The 16,520-nt window shown below is 75.0% G+C and carries 14 protein-coding genes and 1 pseudogene; 5 read left to right on the plus strand and 10 right to left on the minus strand.

The features are described from left to right. Nucleotides 1-6 precede the first annotated feature (6 nt). Nucleotides 7-453, minus strand: coding sequence for an Lrp/AsnC family transcriptional regulator (locus AB0G35_RS33215; RefSeq protein WP_360957250.1), 447 nt, complete (start codon nucleotides 451-453; stop codon nucleotides 7-9). A gap of 94 nt (nucleotides 454-547) precedes the next feature. Here AB0G35_RS33215 and AB0G35_RS33220 point away from each other — a divergent pair, with 94 nt between their 5' ends. Continuing rightward, nucleotides 548-1,069 (plus strand): rhodanese-like domain-containing protein, encoded by a 522-nt coding sequence (locus tag AB0G35_RS33220; RefSeq protein ID WP_360957253.1) that lies wholly within the window; start codon nucleotides 548-550, stop codon nucleotides 1,067-1,069. Nucleotides 1,070-1,166: 97 nt separating this feature from the next. On the opposite strand, the gene AB0G35_RS33225 is transcribed toward AB0G35_RS33220, so the two are convergent. From AB0G35_RS33225 to AB0G35_RS33240, 4 genes are all read right to left on the minus strand, one after another. Continuing rightward, entirely contained in the window at nucleotides 1,167-2,861 is a 1,695-nt protein-coding gene (locus AB0G35_RS33225) for a DUF885 domain-containing protein (protein ID WP_360957256.1), read from the minus strand. Between the two features lie 155 nt (nucleotides 2,862-3,016). Then, nucleotides 3,017-4,414: a GNAT family N-acetyltransferase gene (locus tag AB0G35_RS33230; RefSeq protein ID WP_360957259.1), complete on the minus strand. Its 1,398-nt coding sequence runs from the start codon at nucleotides 4,412-4,414 to the stop codon at nucleotides 3,017-3,019. A gap of 83 nt (nucleotides 4,415-4,497) precedes the next feature. Next, nucleotides 4,498-6,072 carry an alkaline phosphatase D family protein gene (locus AB0G35_RS33235; RefSeq protein WP_360957262.1) on the minus strand — a complete coding sequence of 525 codons (1,575 nt, stop codon included), beginning with the start codon at nucleotides 6,070-6,072 and terminating at the stop codon, nucleotides 4,498-4,500. Nucleotides 6,073-6,164: 92 nt separating this feature from the next. Further along, nucleotides 6,165-7,418, minus strand: a complete 1,254-nt coding sequence (locus AB0G35_RS33240; protein WP_360957265.1) for a PLP-dependent aminotransferase family protein — start codon at nucleotides 7,416-7,418, stop codon at nucleotides 6,165-6,167. 94 nt (nucleotides 7,419-7,512) lie between these two features. On the opposite strand from AB0G35_RS33240, the pseudogene AB0G35_RS33245 reads away from it, so the two are divergent. The 3 genes and pseudogenes from AB0G35_RS33245 to AB0G35_RS33255 all read left to right on the plus strand — a co-directional run. Further along, nucleotides 7,513-7,908 (plus strand): annotated as a pseudogene (locus AB0G35_RS33245) (EamA family transporter); the annotation flags it as partial. A 543-nt stretch (nucleotides 7,909-8,451) separates the two neighbouring features. Beyond that, the gene (locus tag AB0G35_RS33250) at nucleotides 8,452-9,336 is read left to right on the plus strand and encodes an RNA polymerase sigma-70 factor (RefSeq protein ID WP_360957306.1); all 885 of its coding nucleotides are present in this window, start codon (nucleotides 8,452-8,454) and stop codon (nucleotides 9,334-9,336) included. A 238-nt stretch (nucleotides 9,337-9,574) separates the two neighbouring features. Then, entirely contained in the window at nucleotides 9,575-10,321 is a 747-nt protein-coding gene (locus AB0G35_RS33255) for a GntR family transcriptional regulator (RefSeq protein ID WP_360957268.1), read from the plus strand. Between the two features lie 27 nt (nucleotides 10,322-10,348). Here AB0G35_RS33255 and AB0G35_RS33260 read toward each other — a convergent pair whose 3' ends face one another. From AB0G35_RS33260 to AB0G35_RS33270, 3 genes are all read right to left on the minus strand, one after another. After that, nucleotides 10,349-11,506 (minus strand): ROK family transcriptional regulator, encoded by a 1,158-nt coding sequence (locus AB0G35_RS33260; RefSeq protein ID WP_360957271.1) that lies wholly within the window; start codon nucleotides 11,504-11,506, stop codon nucleotides 10,349-10,351. A 97-nt stretch (nucleotides 11,507-11,603) separates the two neighbouring features. Continuing rightward, the gene (locus tag AB0G35_RS33265; RefSeq protein WP_360957274.1) at nucleotides 11,604-12,263 is read right to left on the minus strand and encodes a response regulator transcription factor; all 660 of its coding nucleotides are present in this window, start codon (nucleotides 12,261-12,263) and stop codon (nucleotides 11,604-11,606) included. A gap of 27 nt (nucleotides 12,264-12,290) precedes the next feature. Next, nucleotides 12,291-13,517, minus strand: a complete 1,227-nt coding sequence (locus AB0G35_RS33270) for a histidine kinase (protein ID WP_360957277.1) — start codon at nucleotides 13,515-13,517, stop codon at nucleotides 12,291-12,293. A gap of 127 nt (nucleotides 13,518-13,644) precedes the next feature. Between AB0G35_RS33270 and AB0G35_RS33275 the strand changes: the two genes are divergently transcribed. After that, the gene (locus AB0G35_RS33275; RefSeq protein ID WP_360957280.1) at nucleotides 13,645-14,100 is read left to right on the plus strand and encodes a hypothetical protein; all 456 of its coding nucleotides are present in this window, start codon (nucleotides 13,645-13,647) and stop codon (nucleotides 14,098-14,100) included. Here the strand turns inward: AB0G35_RS33275 and AB0G35_RS33280 are convergent. Continuing rightward, the gene (locus AB0G35_RS33280) at nucleotides 14,094-15,110 is read right to left on the minus strand and encodes a TolB-like translocation protein (RefSeq protein WP_360957282.1); all 1,017 of its coding nucleotides are present in this window, start codon (nucleotides 15,108-15,110) and stop codon (nucleotides 14,094-14,096) included. The two genes, AB0G35_RS33275 and AB0G35_RS33280, sit on opposite strands and share 7 nt — an antisense overlap. After that, nucleotides 15,107-16,519, minus strand: a complete 1,413-nt coding sequence (locus AB0G35_RS33285; RefSeq protein ID WP_360957285.1) for an MFS transporter — start codon at nucleotides 16,517-16,519, stop codon at nucleotides 15,107-15,109. Before AB0G35_RS33285 ends, AB0G35_RS33280 begins: the two co-directional genes overlap by 4 nt. Nucleotide 16,520 lies beyond the last annotated feature (1 nt).

Consider the following 16,520-nt stretch of genomic DNA (forward strand, 5'->3'; position numbering starts at 1 on the left):
GGCGGCTCAGTGGCTGACCGGCCGGCGCAGCAGCGGGGACGAATAGACCACGCTGGTGGTCACCGCGCCGAGCGCGCCGATCCGCCCGGACACCTCTTCCAGATGCTTCATGGAACGGGCCGTGACCTTGATCACGAAGCAGTCGTCGCCCGTGACGTGGTGCGCCTCCAGGATCTCCGGCGTCGCCTCCAGCAGATCGTGGAACGGCTTGTAGTTGCCGTTCGGATAGCGGAGCCGTACGAAGGCCAGCACCGGCAGCCCGATGCGCTCCGGGTCGACGACCGCCGCGTACCCCGAGATCACCCCGGCCTCCTCCAGCCGCCGGACCCGCTCGGTGACGGCACTGGCGGACATGTTCACGGCGCGGGCCAGCTCGGCGTAGCCCGCACGGCCGTTGCGTTGCAGGACGTCGAGGATCCGCCAGTCGGTGGCGTCAGGGGAATATCCGGTCATCTGCGCTGTCTAGCAGTGGAATCCCCGGTACGGCAAGGGTTTCGCCGGGGATCGTCACTTCTCGGCCACGGCGGCGGACCATAGATTTACCGCCATGATCACTCAGCAGCCCCGCCCCGCCCCGCAGGCCCCGACCGCCCCCGGCAGCCCCGTACCCGTCAGCCCCGTACTCGCCACCCCGCCGGCCGCACCGGCGGACGCCGCCGCGTACTTCGCCGCCCGGCTCGCCTTCCACACCGACGTCGCCGATGTGCACACCGCCCTCGCGGCCGGAGCCCCGGACTTCGTCGTGGTCGACTCCCGCAGCACGGCCGCCTGGGACCAGGGCCACATCCCCGGCGCCGTCCACCTGCCCACCGCCCGGATCCCCGCGGATGCCCCCCAGCTGCTCGACCCAAAGGTGCCGGTCGTCGTCCACTGCTGGGGTCCCGGCTGCGACGGCGCGACCCGCGCGGCCCTCGCCCTGTCCCGGCTCGGCTACCGCGTCAAGGAAATGCTCGGCGGCATCGAGTACTGGATCCGCGAGGGCTACCCGACCGAGACCCGGCAGGGCACCGAAACCCGCCCCGCCGACCCGCTGACGGCCCCGGTCGGCGAGGGGGAGTGCGGCTGCTGAGCGGGCCGGACGAGAGCCGGGCGGCGGGGCCCGGCGGTCCCGCACCGGGTCCGGCACCTCCCTGCCGGACCCGGCCCCGGTGTACCGCGAACTCCCCTCAGAGCGCCGAGAGTTCGCTCAGCAGGTCGTCCAGGCCCAGGGAGCCCTGGGAGAGAGCGGCCATGTGCCAGGCCTTGAGGTCGAAGTCGGCGCCGTGGCGGGCGCGGGCGGCCTCACGGCCCTGCAGCCAGACGCGTTCGCCGAGCTTGTAGCCGATCGCCTGCCCGGCCATGCCCTGGTAGCGGATGATCTCGCTCTCGACGAAATCGGCCGGGCGGCTGCAGTGGCTCGCCAGGAACTCGTGGGCCAGCTCCGGCGTCCAGCGCTCGCCCGGGTGGAACGGCGAGTCCGCGGGGATCTCCAGCTCCAGATGCATACCGATGTCGATGATGACGCGGATGGCCCGCATCATCTGCGCGTCCAGATAGCCCAGCCGGCGCTCCGGCGTCGTCAGGAAGCCCAGCTCGTCCATGAGGCGTTCGGCGTACAGCGCCCAGCCCTCGGCGTTGGCGCTGACGATGCCCACCGTCGTCTGGTAGCGGGAGAGCGAATCGGCGACGTGCACCCACTGCGCCAGCTGGAGGTGATGGCCGGGCACGCCCTCGTGGTACCACGTCGAGACCAGGTCGTACGCCGGGAAGCGGCTCTCGCCCATGGTCGGGAGCCAGGTGCGGCCGGGGCGGGAGAAGTCCAGCGACGGCTGGGTGTAGTACGGGGCGGCGGCGCTGCCGGGCGGGGCGATCCGGGACTCCACCCGGCGCACCCGCTCGGCGAGTTCGAAGTGCGTGCCGTCCAGGGCGTCGATGGCCTCGTCCATCAGCGACTGCAGCCACTGCCGGGTCTCCTCGACCCCCTCGACCGCCTCGCCGTGCTCATCGCACCAGGCCAGCGCCTCCCACGGGGTCTTCGCGCCGGGCAGCACCCGCTCCGCCTCGGTCTCCATCTCGGCCAGCAGCCGGTGGAACTCCGACCAGCCGTACGCGTACGCCTCGTCCGCGTCCAGGTCGGCGCCGATGTAGTAGCGGGCGAGCCGGGTGTAGCGTTCCCGGCCGACCACGTCCGGTGCGCCCGCGATGGCCGGGGCGTAGACGTCGCGGAACCAGTCGCGCAGCTCCACCAGCGCGCCGGTGGCCACCTCGGCGGCCTCGGTCAGCTCGGCGCGCAGCGTCTCGGGGCCCGGGTCGGTGAAGGCGGCGAACCAGCTGCGGTCGGTGCCGATCCATTCGCCCAACTGGCCGATGACCGTGGCGACCTGCAGCGGGCCGGCGGGCAGGTCGCGCTTGCGGCCGGCGTCCAGTGCGGCACGGTAGCCCTCCAGGGCGGCCGGCACCGCCCGCAGCCGCTGGGCGATCGCCGCCCAGTCCTCCTCGGTCTCGGCGGGGGTGAGCGTGAACGCCTCGCGGACGTGGTGCAGCGGTGAGCTGAGGTTGCTGACCGACCGCAGGCCCTCGCCGGCCTCGTGCACCGCCAGCTCGGCGGTCAGCCGCTCGCGCAGCAGCCGCGCGCAGACCTGCTCGGAGGGGTGCTCCGCACCCGGCCGGGCCTCCGCCTCGGTGAGCTTCTCCAGCGTCGTGCGGGCGAGCTGGGCCACCGCTTCCAGGCCCGTCGGTGAGAAGTCGGGGAGCTTCGAGGAGCTCTCGGGAACGCCGAGGTAGGTGCCGGTGATGGGGTCCAGCTCGACGAGCGCGTCGACATAGGCGTCGGCGACCTGGCGGGGCAGTGGACCGCCGGCGGAAGTAGTGGTGTGGGACATGCGGACCATCCTCGTACGGATCGCCCCGCCGCGTCACCATCAACAGCCCGTACGTTCCTGTCACTTTACGGCGTCATTGCCTTCGCCGGCCCCCGGCGAGCGGCCGGCCGGGCGGCATGCGCCACCCGGCCGGTCCGCGGGCCGTGGCCCCGTCTTCAGTGGCGGCCGGTCGGGTCCTGGAGGCGCACGGCCTCACGGGACTCCCGCCGGGCGGGCAGGCCGGCCGGGCGCGCGGTGATCACCAGCGTGCCCTCCTCGATCTGGTAGTCCAGCGGCAGGCCGAGGCCGCGCATCGCCGCGACCATGCCGGTGTTGGAGGCCTGGGTGATCGCGTACACGCTCTCGCAGCCGGCCTCGGCCGCCATCGCCACCAGCCGGCGCAGCAGCTCGGAGCCGATGCCGCGCTGCTGCCAGGCGTCCTCGACCAGCAGGGCGACCTCGGTCTCCTCGCCGTCCCAGAGCAGATGGCCGAGCGCCACCAGCCGGCCGGACGCCGTCTCCACCGCCAGGGTGCGGCCGAAGCGCGGGCTGAGCAGATGGCCGAGGTAGCGGTCCGCGTCCCCGACCGGGCCGTGGTAGCGCAGCGCGAGGGTCCGCGTCGAGCAGCGGTCGTGCATCTCCCGGGCCGCGGCCAGGTCGGAGGTGCCGGCCCGGCGGACGGTGATCTCGTTGCCCTCGGGCAGGGTCAGTACGTCCCGGCGCGGCGGCACCCGCTGGCCCAGCCGGGCGTCCAGCTCGACCAGTGCCCGCACCCGGGCGAACTCGGTGGGGGTGAACGGCAACTGCGGCCTTTCGATCGTGAGCGAACCCCCGGAGGGGTCGCGGAACTTCATCACATGCTCCTCCAGCACGCCCTCCGCCGGCACCTGCTCGGCGAGCGGCTGACCGGTCAGCGAGCGGGCGGGCACCGAGTGGATCGTGCAGCGCCCCAGCAACTGCCGCAGCACCAGCGGGAGTTCGGCGGAGTCCAGGGCCGTACGGGTGGCCAGGCCGAGCATCCGGGTGGGCGCGTCGACGAGGTCGTGGGCGTCGGCCCGCTCCAGCCAGCCGTGGGTGCCGCCGGCGCCGGCCACCGTGCGGGTGAGCTCCGCGGGCGTCAGCGCCGCCGGCGCCCGCAGCAGGAACTCGTCGACGGTGCCCGCGGACAGCGGGTGGGTCTGCAGGCTGAGGATGTCCACCTGCCGGGCGGCCAGTGCCGTGCACAGCGCGGCCAGACTGCCCGGCTCGTCGCGGACCGTGGTCCGCATCCGCCACAGCGTCGTCTCCTGGCCGGCGGCCCGGGGGGACCCTCCGGCGGGGGACGGCGCCGCGGCGCCGGTATCGGTCGGCGGCGAGGCGTGGTCGTGGCGCCGTGACCACCAGACGTGGAAGCCCGCCGTGGCGAGCAGGGCCACCGCCGCGGCGCACAGCAGCCCGGGGCCGGACGGGCCGTGCGCGACGGTGTTGGCGACCGCGTCGGCCACCGCGACGGCGGTGAACAGGGCGGCCAGCTCGACGAGCTCCCGCCGCCAGTGGTGCCGGCGGGAGGATGTGGCAGAGGTTGCTTCAGTCATGCACACAGCCTCGCCGACAGGTGTTGCCTCGTCGCCAACACATTGTGTCCGACGGGTAAAAGACGCAATCGGGGCATTGGTCCCTACTGTCCTACCCGTCCGGGTTGGAGCACCTTGCTGAACAACACGTCCCCGCCCTCCTGACGCAACCGCACCGTCAGCTCCCCGCTTCCCCCGTCGATGTCGATCTCGCCGAAGTACTGCGGGCTCTCCGCCGGGGAGACGTTCGCACGGTCCGGCGCCTTGAGGAACGCCTGCTCCGGCCCGAACGTTCCATCCAGCTTCAGGGCCTGGAAACCGCCCGCGTTCAGCGGGCCCGACACGAACTCCCAGAACGGTGCGAAATCCTGGAACGCGGCCCGCTCCGGCGCGTAGTGCTGCGCCGAGGTGTAGTGCACGTCCGTGGTGATCCACACCGTGCCGGTCACCCGGGCGTGCTTGATGTGCCGCAGCAGCTCCGCCAGCTGCAGCTCCCGCCCCAGCGGAACACCCGGATCGCCCTGCGCCACCGCCTCGAAGTTCGCCTTGCCGTCCGGGACGACCAGCCCCAGCGGCATGTCCGAGGCGATCACCTTCCACACCGCACGCGAGCGGGACAGCTCGCGCTTGAGCCAGCGCAGCTGCTCCGCCCCGAGGATGCCCTGCGGGTCGTCGGTCTGCCGGTCCGGCGAATTGGCGTTGCGGTAGCGCCGCATGTCCAGCACGAAGACGTCCAGCAGCGGGCCGTGGTGCACCACCCGGTAGACCCGGCCGGTGCCGTCCGGCCGCAGCGTACGGATCGGGAAGTACTCGGCGAAGGCCCGCAGCGACCGCGCGGAGAGCACGTCCGTGCGCTTCTCCGTGTACCGGTCGTCGTCCAGCAGTTGCCCCGGGTACCAGTTGTTGTGCACCTCGTGGTCGTCCCACTGCGTGATCGTCGGCACCTGGGCGTTGAACCGGCGCAGGTTGTCGTCCAGCAGGTTGTAGCGGAACGCGCCGCGGAACTCCGCAAGCGTCTCGGCGACCTTCGCCTTCTCCTCGGTCGTCACGTTCCGCCAGATCCGGCCGTCCGGCAGCGTCACCCGCTCGGTGATCGGGTTGTCGGCGTAGATGTTGTCGCCGCTGCACAGGAAGAAGTCCGGGTTCCGGCGCCGCATGTCCTCGTAGATGCGGTAGCCGCCGCGGTCCGGATTGATGCCCCAGCCCTGCCCGGCCAGATCACCCGACCAGAGGAACCGCACGCCGGCGCGGCGCCCCTCGGGAGCGGTGCGGAAGGTGCCGGTGACCGGCTCGCCGGTGCGCCGCGGATCGTCCGGATCGGCCAGCAGCACCCGGTAGTGGACCTGCTCGCCGGCCGGCAGACCGTGCAGCGGGGTGACGCCGGTGAAGTCCGTGCCCGCACCGAGGACCGGTCCGCGCCACGTCCGGGCGTTGCGGAACGACTCGGTCGCCGCGGTCTGCACCACCATCCGGGCCGGCCGGTCGGAGCGTACCCACACCAGGCCCGAGGAGGTGGTCACATCGCCGACCTGTGCGCCCCAGTCGGCGCTCGGCCGCCCGCCGCGGGCCAGCGCCGGCGCGGCCCCGGCGACCGCGGGCAGCGCCAGCGCCGCGGAACCCGCCGCCGCGCCCCGCAGCACCGCCCGCCGCCCCCAGCCACCGCCGGATCCCTGCGCCATCTCCAACCTCCCTGCTCGACCGACCCACTGACGTCCCGTTCGTATCGCTGTTCGGTGCCCCGCAGTCGAACACCCGTTGAACGCCGGGTGGTTCACGGGTGAGGCACGAGGCACCGACCCGCGAGCACGCCCGGGCCGGGGCCATGGTCGCAAGGCCGGGGTCCGACCGCCAGGACACCGCCGCGACGATGACGGATCCCGTACGCGCCGCCCAAGAACAGCAGCACGCCGCCAGACCGGCACAGCGCATGGTCCAGCTCGGTGGCGAACCGGATCCCGCGGCCCGCAACGGAACGCGGGGCCGGCGGCCCGGCGGCCCGGCCGACGTCGTCGGCCAGCCACTCGGGCACCACCAGCCAGCCCAGCCGCAGCCCCGGCGCCAGCGACTTGCTCACCGAGCCGGTGTACGCCACCCGGCCCGGGTCCAGGCCCTGCAACGCGCCGACCGGCGCCCGGTCGTAGCGGAAGCCGCCGTCGTAGTCGTCCTCGACGAGCAGCCCGCCGGCCGCCCGCGCCCAGCGCAGCAGCTCCGCCCGGCGGGCCGCCGACACGGCCGTCCCGGAGGGGAACTGGTGGGACGGCGTCAGCACCGCGGCCCGCGCCCCGGAAGCCGTCAGCGCCGCCATGACCGGGCCCTCGCCGTCCAGCGGCACCGGTACGGACGCCAGCCCGGCGGCGGCGAACAACCGGGCGTGCTCGGGGCTGCCCGGGTCCTCCACGGCCACCGCCCGGTGCCCGGCCGCGCGCAGCGTGAGGCCCAGCAGCGTCATCGCCTGCGCCACGCCCGAGCACACCACCAGCCGCTCCGGATCGGCGGCCACACCGCGCCGCCGGGTCAGCAACCGGGCCAGCTCCCGCCGCAGTTCGGGCAGACCGCGCGGATCCGGGTAGCCGAGGGCGCGGTGCGGCAGCCGGTGCAGCGCCCGGCGGTGGGCGGCCGACCAGGCGGCCCGGGGGAACAGCGAGAGGTCCGGGGTGCCGGGTGTGAAGTCGACGAGCGGGGCGCCGGAGGCGGGCGCCGCGGTAGGTTTGGGCGGCCCGGCGCCGCGCACCGCACCGCCGACCCAGGTGCCCGCGCCGCGCCGGCTGTGCAGATAGCCCTCGGCGGTCAGCTGCTCGTACGCCTCGGTCACCAGACCGCGGGAGACCCCGAGATCCGCGGCCAGCTCCCGGCCCGACGGCAGCCGGGTGCCGGCCGCCAGGCGCCCGGAGCGGACCGCCTCGCGCAGTGCCTCCTGGAGGGCGCGGCCGACGCGCCGGCGCCGCGGCGCGTCGGCCGTCGGCAGCAGCAACTCCCAGGCGGCGGTCCCACTCCCGCCGCCGGCACGTCCGTTGTCGTCCGGCATCGCACGCCCCCCGTTCCGCCACGCCAAGTGGTCCCTTACACAGCCCCTGAAGTGGACCTTAAGTCGGTCCGCCGCTCTCCCTAGCGTCCGTCCCATGAACCGGACTCCGCTGCACGGCGCGCTCTCCGCCGCCTTCGTGGGCGGCTCCTTCACCGCCAACAGCCTGCTGGGCGACTACCCGTGGGCGGGCGGCCAGGCCCTGCGCTACGGCCTCGCCGCCCTGATCCTGCTCGCCCTCGTCGGCCGCCGGGCCGGCCCGCCGCTGCGCGCCCTCACCCGCCGCCAGTGGGGACGCCTGGCCCTGCTCGCCGCCCTCGGCATGCTCGGCTTCAACCTCGCGATCCTGGCGGCCGAACGCACCGCGGAACCGGCCGTGCCAGGGGTGTTCGTCGGCTGCGCCCCGGTGGTCGTCGCCTTGTTGGTGCCCGCTCTGGCGGGGCGCCGGCCGAGCCCGGCGGTGGTGCGCGGCGCTCTCCTGGTGGCCGCCGGCGCCTGGGTCGTCCAGGGGTGGGGACGCACCGACGCCATGGGGCTGGTCTGGTCGCTGGCCGCACTGTGCGGAGAGGTGGGCTTCGCCGTACTGGCGGTGCCCGTCCTGCCGTCGCTCGGCCCCCGGCTGCTGTCGGCGGTGGTCAGCGCGCTCGCCGCGGTGGAGGCCACCGTCGTCGGCACGGTCACCGGGGGCGCCCACTGGTTGCGGATGCCGGACGCGGTCGAGGCGGCCGCCCTCGGCTGGCAGGCCGTCGTCGTCACCGTCGTCGGCTTCGTCTGCTGGTACGCCGGCATCCAGCGGATCGGCGCCGAACGCGCCACCCTCTTCTCCGGCCTGATACCGGTCTTCGCCGCGCTCACCGCACCACTCGCCGGAACCGGCGGATACGGCCCGGCCCAACTGGGCGGCAGCCTGCTGGTGGGCGCGGGCGTCGGGCTGGGCGCGGGGGTGCGGCCGGGGCCGGCCCGCAGGGGCAGTGGTGTGCCTCGCACCGCGCCGTTTCCGCTGGACAACGGCCGGACCGCCCGGTGGGATGGACGGGTGCGAAGCGATACCGTGACCGATGTCTTCGAAGAACACCGGCCCGTCCTGTTCGGGGTGGCCTACCGGATGCTCGGCCGGGTGGCCGACGCCGAGGACGTGGTGCAGGACGCCTGGCTGCGCTGGGCCGGCGCGGACCGCGCGGAGGTCCGCGAACCGCGCGCCTTCCTCGTACGGATCACCACCCGGCTGGCCATCGACCGGCTGCGCCAGGTCCAGTCGCGGCGCGAGTCGTACGTGGGGCCCTGGCTGCCCGAACCGCTGGCGACGGACGCGGCCGGGAGCCCGCCGGACGGCGCGGAGCGGGCGGTGTTCGCCGAGACCGTCACCCTCGCGGTGCTCGTCGTCATGGAATCGCTCTCCCCTCTGGAGCGCGCGGTGTTCGTGCTGCGTGAGGCGTTCGGCTACCCCTACGCGGAGATCGCCACGGCCCTCGACCGCAGCGAGGCGGCGGTGCGCCAACTGGCGGGCCGGGCCCGGCGCCACGTCGAGGAGGGCAGCCCGCGCTACGAGGTCGATCCGGAGCGGCAGCGCGATCTGACCGAGCGGTTCCTGGCCGCGGCGGCCGGTGACGACCTGGAGGGGCTGCTGAGCCTGCTGGCGGCGGACGCCCGGCTGGTCGGCGACAGCGGCGGCAAGGCCAAGGCGCCGCTGCGGATCATCGAGTCCGCCGACAAGGTCGCCCGTTTCCTCCTCGGCGTCGCCAAGTCCCAGCCGGCCGGCCTGGATTTCCGGCTGTGCGACCTCAACGGCAGGATCGCGGTGCTGCTGCACCTGGACGGCGTACCGGACACCGTGGTCCAGCTCGGCATCCAGGACGGCCGGATCCGGACCGTCTACCTCGTGCGCAACCCGGACAAGCTCGGGGCGCTGGCCGCCGGTTGAGCCGCGGCCGCGGATCCGGCGGTCCAGGGGGCGTGCCCGGCGCGCGGTGCCGTGCCGATCGGTGACGGGATTGGTCTTGACCAAGGGTGGGGGCGGCCATATCGTCGGGATACTGCAACAACCTTTAATAAAGAAGCGCTCATAAAGGGTGCGCGGGCGGGCCTTCGTAAGGCCCGGGCGCGGGCCCGGATCCCATGGGGGCGCTGCCCCGCGGGCAGCCGCCAGTGCGGAGGACAGGGTGGGGACCACGCAACTCGACACGGTGCCGGAACCGAAGTACTGGCACCTCAAGACCGTGCTCAGCGAGGCGCTGGACTCGGAGTTCGCGGTCGGTGAGGTTCTGCCCAACGAGCGTGAGCTGGCGGCCCGGTTCGGGGTCGCCCGGGCCACGCTCCGGCAGGCGCTCGAACAACTGGAACTGGAGGGCAGACTCCAGCGCCGCCGCGGCGTCGGCACCACCGTCGCCCCACCGCGCGCTGACGTCGCCGTCGACCCCGTCCGGCACACCTGGCCCGGCACCCCCGGCGACGACTGGCAGCCGGTCGACGCCGCCGAGAGCGACACCGTCCCAGCCGAGGTGGCGCGGCTGCTGGAGACCGCCCCCGGCGAGCCGGTGCACGTCGTGCGCCGCAGCCGGGTCACCGACGGCCGCCCGGTCGCCGCCGAGCTGCTCTACGTGCCTGCGGCCGCGGTCCCCGGATACGACGCGGAGGCCGCGCTCAGCGCCCCCGGCCGGGCCCGTGCCGTGCTGCGCGCACTCCAGGAGCGGCAACTGGAGGGCCAGGACCGCACGGTGGAGCTGGGTTCCGCCCGGGCCGAGGACGCCAAGCAGCTCGACCGGCTCCCGGGCGCGCCCGTGCTGGTCGTCACGACCCGCTACGTCTCCCAGGGGCGCCCGACCGCGGTCGCGGTGTCGACGTACCGTGCCGACACCTGCCGGCTGGCCTTCGGCGAGCGCGACGCGGTGGCCCTGCTGGCCGGCTGACCCGGCGGCACGGCGACGGGTGACGGCTCACCGACGGGCCGTCACCGTCCCCTGCACCGCGAAGAGTTCCCCCTCGACGTGGTCCAGCGCCAGCCGCAGCGCGCCGGTCGCCACCGCCGCCTCGCCCAGCTGGGACAGCACGACCCGCGGCGGACGCAGACAGTAGCGCGCCAACTCGTCGCGCAGCGGCTCCAGCGCACCGGCCAGCCCGGTCGCCCAGCCGCCGATCACCACCAGCTCCGGATCCAGCGCCAGCACCAGCGCCGCCACGTCGTGCACCAGCCGCCGGACGAACCGGTCCACCGCGTCCCGGGCCCGCGCATCGCCCCGCCCGGCCGCCGCGAACACCGCCGCGACCTGCTCCTCGTCCAGCGGGTGCAGCGGCTTCCCGGTCGTCGACAGCAGCGCCTCCGGGGCCGCCTCCCGCCCGAGCAGATGCAGCGCGCCGATCTCCCCGGCCGCTCCGCCGAACCCGCGGTGCAGCCGCCCGCCGATCAGCGAACCGGCACCCGGGCTCAGCCCCGCCAGCACGAAGACGAGGTCGTCCGAGCCGGCCGCCGCGCCCTGCCAGTGCTCGGCCACCGCCGCGGCGTTGGCGTCGTTCTCGACCAGCACCGGACAGCGGAACGACCGCCGCAGCCGGTCACCCAGCGGCAGACCCGTCCAGCCGGGCAGCGCGGTGCCCAGCCGCACCGTGCCGTCCGCCTCCACGATGCCCGGGCTGGCCACGCCGACGGCCCGCAGGCTGCGGCGCGGCACGCCGGTGCGCCGCAGCAGATCGGCCACCACGGTCCGGACCCGGTCCAGCCGGTCGTCGGCCGGTGCGCCCGCCTCGACGGTGCGTTGCGCGGTGTCCAGCACCCGGCCGCTCAGATCCGACAGCAGCGCCACGATGCGGTGCGGCCCGATCTCGATGCCCAGCAGATGACCGGCCTCGGTACGGAACCGGAAGCGGCGGGCCGGGCGGCCCTGGCGGCGCGCCTCGCCCTCCTCGGCGGGCACCTCGACGACCAGTCCGCCGTCGATGAGCCCCTCGACCACGCCCTCGACGGTGGGCCGCGACAGGCCCGTCACCTGGACGAGATGGGTGAGCGTGGCGGAGTCCGCGGCGCGCAGCGCGTCCAGCACCACCGCGGAGTTGATCCGCCGCAGCAGCGAGGGGTCCCCGCCGGTGAGCCGCCCCAACGTCCGTCTCCCTCGCTTCGCCGTGTGTGGCGGATCGTAGCCGGTCAGACGGTGTGCGGCGAGCCCTGCCCAGGGGCCGCGGCAGCTTCCCGGCCCGCTACCCGACCGTCCCCGGCGTCACGAACCCGGACTCGTAGGCGGCGATCACGGCCTGGGTGCGGTCCCGGGCGCCCAGCTTGGCCAGCACCGCGCTGACGTGCGTCTTGACCGTCTCGGCCCCCACCACCAGCTCCGCGGCGATCTCCGAGTTCGACAGCCCGCGGCACATCAGCCGCAGCACCTCCCGCTCCCGGCCGGTCAGCGCGGCCCGCTCGAACTCCGCCCGCGCCCGGTCGCTGCGGCGGTCCGCGGCGATGGCCCGCAGCGACGCCGGGAACAGCAGCGAGGAGCCCTCCGCGACCAGCCGCACCGCGTGCACGATCTCGGCCGGCCGGGACCGCTTGAGCAGAAAACCGTCCGCGCCCGCCCGCAGCGCCTCGTAGACGTACTCGTCCGCCTCGAAGGTGGTGACGACGAGGATCCGCGGCGGGTCGGCAATCGTCCGGAGCACCGCGCGGGTGGTCTCGATCCCGTCCAGCAGCGGCATCCGCACGTCCATGGCGACCACGTCCGGCCGCAGTCGCCGCACCAGCGGGACCACGGCGGCCCCGTCGGCCGCCTCCCCCGTCACCTCGATATCAGGCTGCGCCTCCAGAATGGCGCGCAGCCCGGCGCGCACCAGCGGCTCGTCGTCGACCAGGAGTACGGATATCGGCACGGGAACAGCCTAGTTGGCGGCCGCGGGTCACGTGGGCAGCGGCAGGCGGACGCTCACTTGCCAGGTGCCGTCCGCCGGGCCGGTGCGGGCCTCGCCGCCGAGCAGCGCGGCGCGTTCGCGGATGCCGCGCAGACCGCGGCCGCCGGTGCCGGGGCCCGAGGGGGCGGCCGATAACGGGTTGCGGACGTCCAGTTCCAGTACGCCGCCGCCGGCCGCGATGCGTACGGACACCGGCACCGGGCCGGCGTGCCGCAGCACGTTCGTCAGGGCCTCCTGCACCATGCGGTACCCCTCCCGGGAGACCGGACCGGGCAGTTCCGCCAGCGGGCCGCTGAGCTCGGCGCTGACCGTGGAGCCGGCGGCACGGGCGGACTCCAGCAGCCGGTCGGCCTGGGTGAGCAGGGGCCGGCCGGCCGGGCGCGGCGCGTCCTCACGCAGCAGCCGCAGCGCCCGCTCCAGTTCGCCGAGCGCCTGCCGACCGGTCTTCTCGATGGCGGCCAGCGCCCGGTCGGTGAACTCCGCCGTACCGGCGGCGCGGGCGGCCCCCGCCTGCACCACGGTCACGGTCAGCGCGTGCCCGATCGAGTCGTGCAGCTCCTGGGCCAGCCGGTTGTGCGCCAGCAGCCGCTCCGTACGGGCCTCCAGCGTGGCCAGCCGTTCGGCCGCCGAGGGGCCCAGCAACAGCCGCGCGGCGCGGGCCATCAGCGCCCCCGCCCCGAGGGCGACGGCCAGGAGCAGCACGAGGGGGACCGGCACGAGCAGGCCGTACCACCAGTGGGGCGCCTCGATGGCCGGCAGGCCCTTCAGATGGCTGGGCCGGCCGGCCGCTGCCATGGTGAACACGAATGCCAGCGTGGGAAGTTGGACAGTCAGGGCGCTCACGGCGATGCCCGTCTCCAGCCGCAGCAGCAGCCAGCCGGCGGTACGGAGACGATCACGCCAGCAGGCCGACGGGGTGGTGGCGATGCCGGACGCGGCCCGCTGCTCGGGGCCGTGCGGGCCCGGCGTCAGCAGCAGCTGGGCCTGCAGCCCCTCGAACCGTCGGGCCACCGGCACCAGGGCTGCCACGAGGAGCAGGGGGGCCGGCAGCACCGCCATCCACAGCCAGGGCTCCCAGGCGCCCGTCCGGAACGTCCGCGGGTACAGAAAACCGGTCAGCATCCCGGCGACCGTGGCCATGAGCAGGTGCAGCCAGCGGGTGTAGGTGACGGGCCGGCCGAGGCGGCGGACGACGGGGGTGAGCGAGGCGGTCACGCCGCCATCGTGCCAGCGCGCGACCGGGTGCCACCTCCCCCCGGTGGGGGAGGTCGGGCGGGCTGGCGCGGCCCCGCGGGGACCGGCGGCACGGCCAATTGTCAGACCCCCGCGTTTTACTGACGGTATGAGGCTTGACGAGCAGCTGACCACCATCGACCTGCTGCGCCGGCGGGAGTTCCCGGCGCAGCGGGTGCGCTCCACGCCGGTCGAGAGCGGGCCGGGCTTCCACATAGCGGATCTGCGGGTGAGTCAGGACTTCTGGGATGTGGACCTCACCGAGCTCGCCGAGGTCGAGGAGGAGTTCGAGGCCGCGCTGACCGCGCTGGTGCAGGCGCTGTCCTTACGGTGGGGCGAGCCCGAAGTGGTCGATCTGACGGACGTGTTGGAGCGTACGGCACAGGGGCTGCCGGTCCCGCCGCCGCTGGACGTCCTGTGCGGTTTCGTGCCGCTGATGTACGGCTGGCGGGTGGACGGCCGGTGGACGGCCGTGGGCGTCGGACAGGGCGACCGGGAGCTGCCGTTGCAGCTGCTGGTGGCCGTGGGGGAGGAGGAGGTGGCGCGGATGGCCGGCGGTCAGTGAGGGAAGGCCGGGGCGAGCGCGGCGGTGGCGAGCCGGTGCGGGGTGCCCGAGCCGTCGGCGGGCACGGTCCACAGATCGGCGCCGTAGTCGCCCGGCAGCGCATAGACCAGGGTGTGGCGGTCCCGCCAGACGGCCTGGTCGTCGATGGTGCGGTGCTCTCCGGTCGCGGTCTCGTGCAGGGTGCGCAGATCGAGCACGTAGAGCCGCCAGGGGGCGTCCGGATCGGCGCCGGTGACCCGCTTCTTGTACGCGAGGCGGGTGCCGTCCGGTGACAACGAGGGGCATTCGACGTTGGTGTGCAACGAGCGCAGGGTGCGGGCGGTGCGGTCGCCGCGGACGAGGTAGGTCTTCCCGCCGGTGCCGGCGGTGGCGTAGAAGTGGTCGTCGTCGGCGAAGGTGACGCCCCAGACGTTGATGTCGGCCGCGTGCACCCGGTGTCCGCCGACGGTCAGCGCATAGCTCTCCAGGCTGGCGTCCAGGTGCCCGGTGCGGGTGTCGAGGACCGAGGTCCGGGTGGAGAAGGCGGTGCCCGCGTAGGAGTCGCCGCTGACGAAGACGGTCCAGGCGACGGTGCGGCCGCCGGGGGAGACCCGGGCGCGGGTCGGGGTGCCGGCCAGGTCGTAGTGGCGCCGCTCGTGCAGCCGGTCGTCGAGGACCACCGCCCGGTAGGTGTCGCGGAGTTCGCCGTGCACGGCCTGCAGGCAGATGCCGGTGCCGGCGGCCGCGTGGAAGCGCAGGCAGCGGACGCCGGAGGCGGTGCGCGGGCCGGAGAGCCGGCCGGCCGGCACGGCGGTGATCTCGTCGCGGTGCGGGCCCCAGGCCATGTTGCGGAAGAGCGCACGGTGCGGATCGCTCAGCCGCACCGTACCGGGGGTGACCGGGGGCCCGCCGGCCTGGGCGCGGTCCTTCTCGGCGGCCCGGTCGGCGGCGCGCAGGGTGGCGCCGACCGCGATGCCGCCGAGCAGGAGGACGGTGACGAGCAGGACCAGGAGGCGGGCGGTGCGGTTCACGGGGCGGGCTCCGAAGGGGTGGGGGCGGCGGTCCGGGGCGGTCGGGGTGCCGGGGCGGGGCGCAGCAGCCGGGCGCTGACCGCGGCGGCGAGCGCCAGACCGGCCGCGGCGAGACCGAGCGCCCAGCGGTCGCCCCAGGCGGTCCAGGCCGCGCCGAAGGCCAGCGAGCAGCCGAAGCGGGCCGCGGCCTGGCCGGTCTGGACGACCGCCAGCCCGCTGCCGCGCAGCGCTTCCGGCACCGCGTCGGCGGTGGCCGCGGCGAGCACGCCGTCGGTGGACGCGTAGAAGCCGCCGTGCAGGACGAGGACCAGGCCGGTCAGCAGCGGCGAGGCGGCGAACGGGGCGAGCAGCACGCCGTAGGCGCCGAGCAGAGCGAGATGGCCGAGCAGGAACAGCCGGCGGCGGCCCCACCGGTCGGCGACCGCGCCCAGCGGCACGGCCAGCAGCAGGAAGGCCGCTGCGGTGCCCAGGGGCAGCAGCGGGAACCACGCCCCGGACAGCCCCAGCCGGCGCTGGAGGGTGAGGTAGAGGAAGGAGTCGCTGACGGTGGTCAGACCGAGCAGCACGGCGCAGCCGGTCAGCCGGAGCAGCGCGGGCAGACGCAGCAGCGGCCGCAGCGGCGGCGCGGACGCCGGGCCGCGTGGTGGGGAGGCCCCCGGGCCGCGCGCCCGGACGGACGCCGTGCCGTGCGCCGGCGACGGGCGCGGGCCGCGTGCCGGCGAGGGGAGCGGGCCGGCGGCCTGATCCGGCACCCGGCCGGTGGTCCGGATCCGGCCGGGGACGAAGAGCAGCAGGACGGCCACGCCGAGCGCGGCCACGCAGCCGCTGACCGTGAACACCGCGTCGTACCCCTCCGCCGCGGCGCGCAGCACGAGGAAGGCGACCAGCGGGCCGAGCAGCGCGCCCGCGGTGTCCATCGCCCGGTGCACGCCGAACGCCCGGCCGCGCACCGCCGGTTCACCGGCCAGCGAGATCATCGCGTCGCGCGGTGCGGTACGCAGCCCCTTGCCGGTGCGGTCGGCGGCCAGCACGGCACCGATCAGCGGAAGGGTGTGCACGCACAGCAACAGCGGCTTGCACAGGGCCGAGAGACCGTATCCGGCCACCGCGACGGCTTTGTGGCCGCCACCCCCGCCGCGGTCCGAGACCCGCCCGCCGATCAGCCGGACGAGCGCGCTGACGCCGTTGTACACCCCGTCCAGCAGCCCGAACCCCAGCGGGGACAGGCCGAGTTCGGCGACGAGGTACAGCGGCAGGACGGCGGTGACCATCTCCGAGGAGACGTCGGTGATCAGGCTGACGGTGCCCAGCACGAGGACGGTGCCGGGGACCGCGGCCCGGACCGGCCGGTCCGGGCGGGTGCCCGGACCGGCCGTCGTGGGGGTGGCGCGGCCGTCCGCGAGGTACACG

This window comes from Streptomyces sp. NPDC021749 (assembly GCF_040640655.1).
In the GTDB taxonomy this organism is placed as follows: Bacteria; Actinomycetota; Actinomycetes; order Streptomycetales; family Streptomycetaceae; genus Streptomyces.

What these genes read in the sequence shown, in the direction of transcription:
- AB0G35_RS33215 (WP_360957250.1), bottom strand. Translation starts at nt 453, where the DNA reads ATGACCGGATATTCCCCTGACGCCACCGACTGGCGGATCCTCGACGTC.
- AB0G35_RS33220 (WP_360957253.1), top strand. Translation starts at nt 548, where the DNA reads ATGATCACTCAGCAGCCCCGCCCCGCCCCGCAGGCCCCGACCGCCCCC.
- AB0G35_RS33225 (WP_360957256.1), bottom strand. Translation starts at nt 2,861, where the DNA reads ATGTCCCACACCACTACTTCCGCCGGCGGTCCACTGCCCCGCCAGGTC.
- AB0G35_RS33230 (WP_360957259.1), bottom strand. Translation starts at nt 4,414, where the DNA reads ATGACTGAAGCAACCTCTGCCACATCCTCCCGCCGGCACCACTGGCGG.
- AB0G35_RS33235 (WP_360957262.1), bottom strand. Translation starts at nt 6,072, where the DNA reads ATGGCGCAGGGATCCGGCGGTGGCTGGGGGCGGCGGGCGGTGCTGCGG.
- AB0G35_RS33240 (WP_360957265.1), bottom strand. Translation starts at nt 7,418, where the DNA reads ATGCCGGACGACAACGGACGTGCCGGCGGCGGGAGTGGGACCGCCGCC.
- AB0G35_RS33275 (WP_360957280.1), top strand. Translation starts at nt 13,645, where the DNA reads ATGAGGCTTGACGAGCAGCTGACCACCATCGACCTGCTGCGCCGGCGG.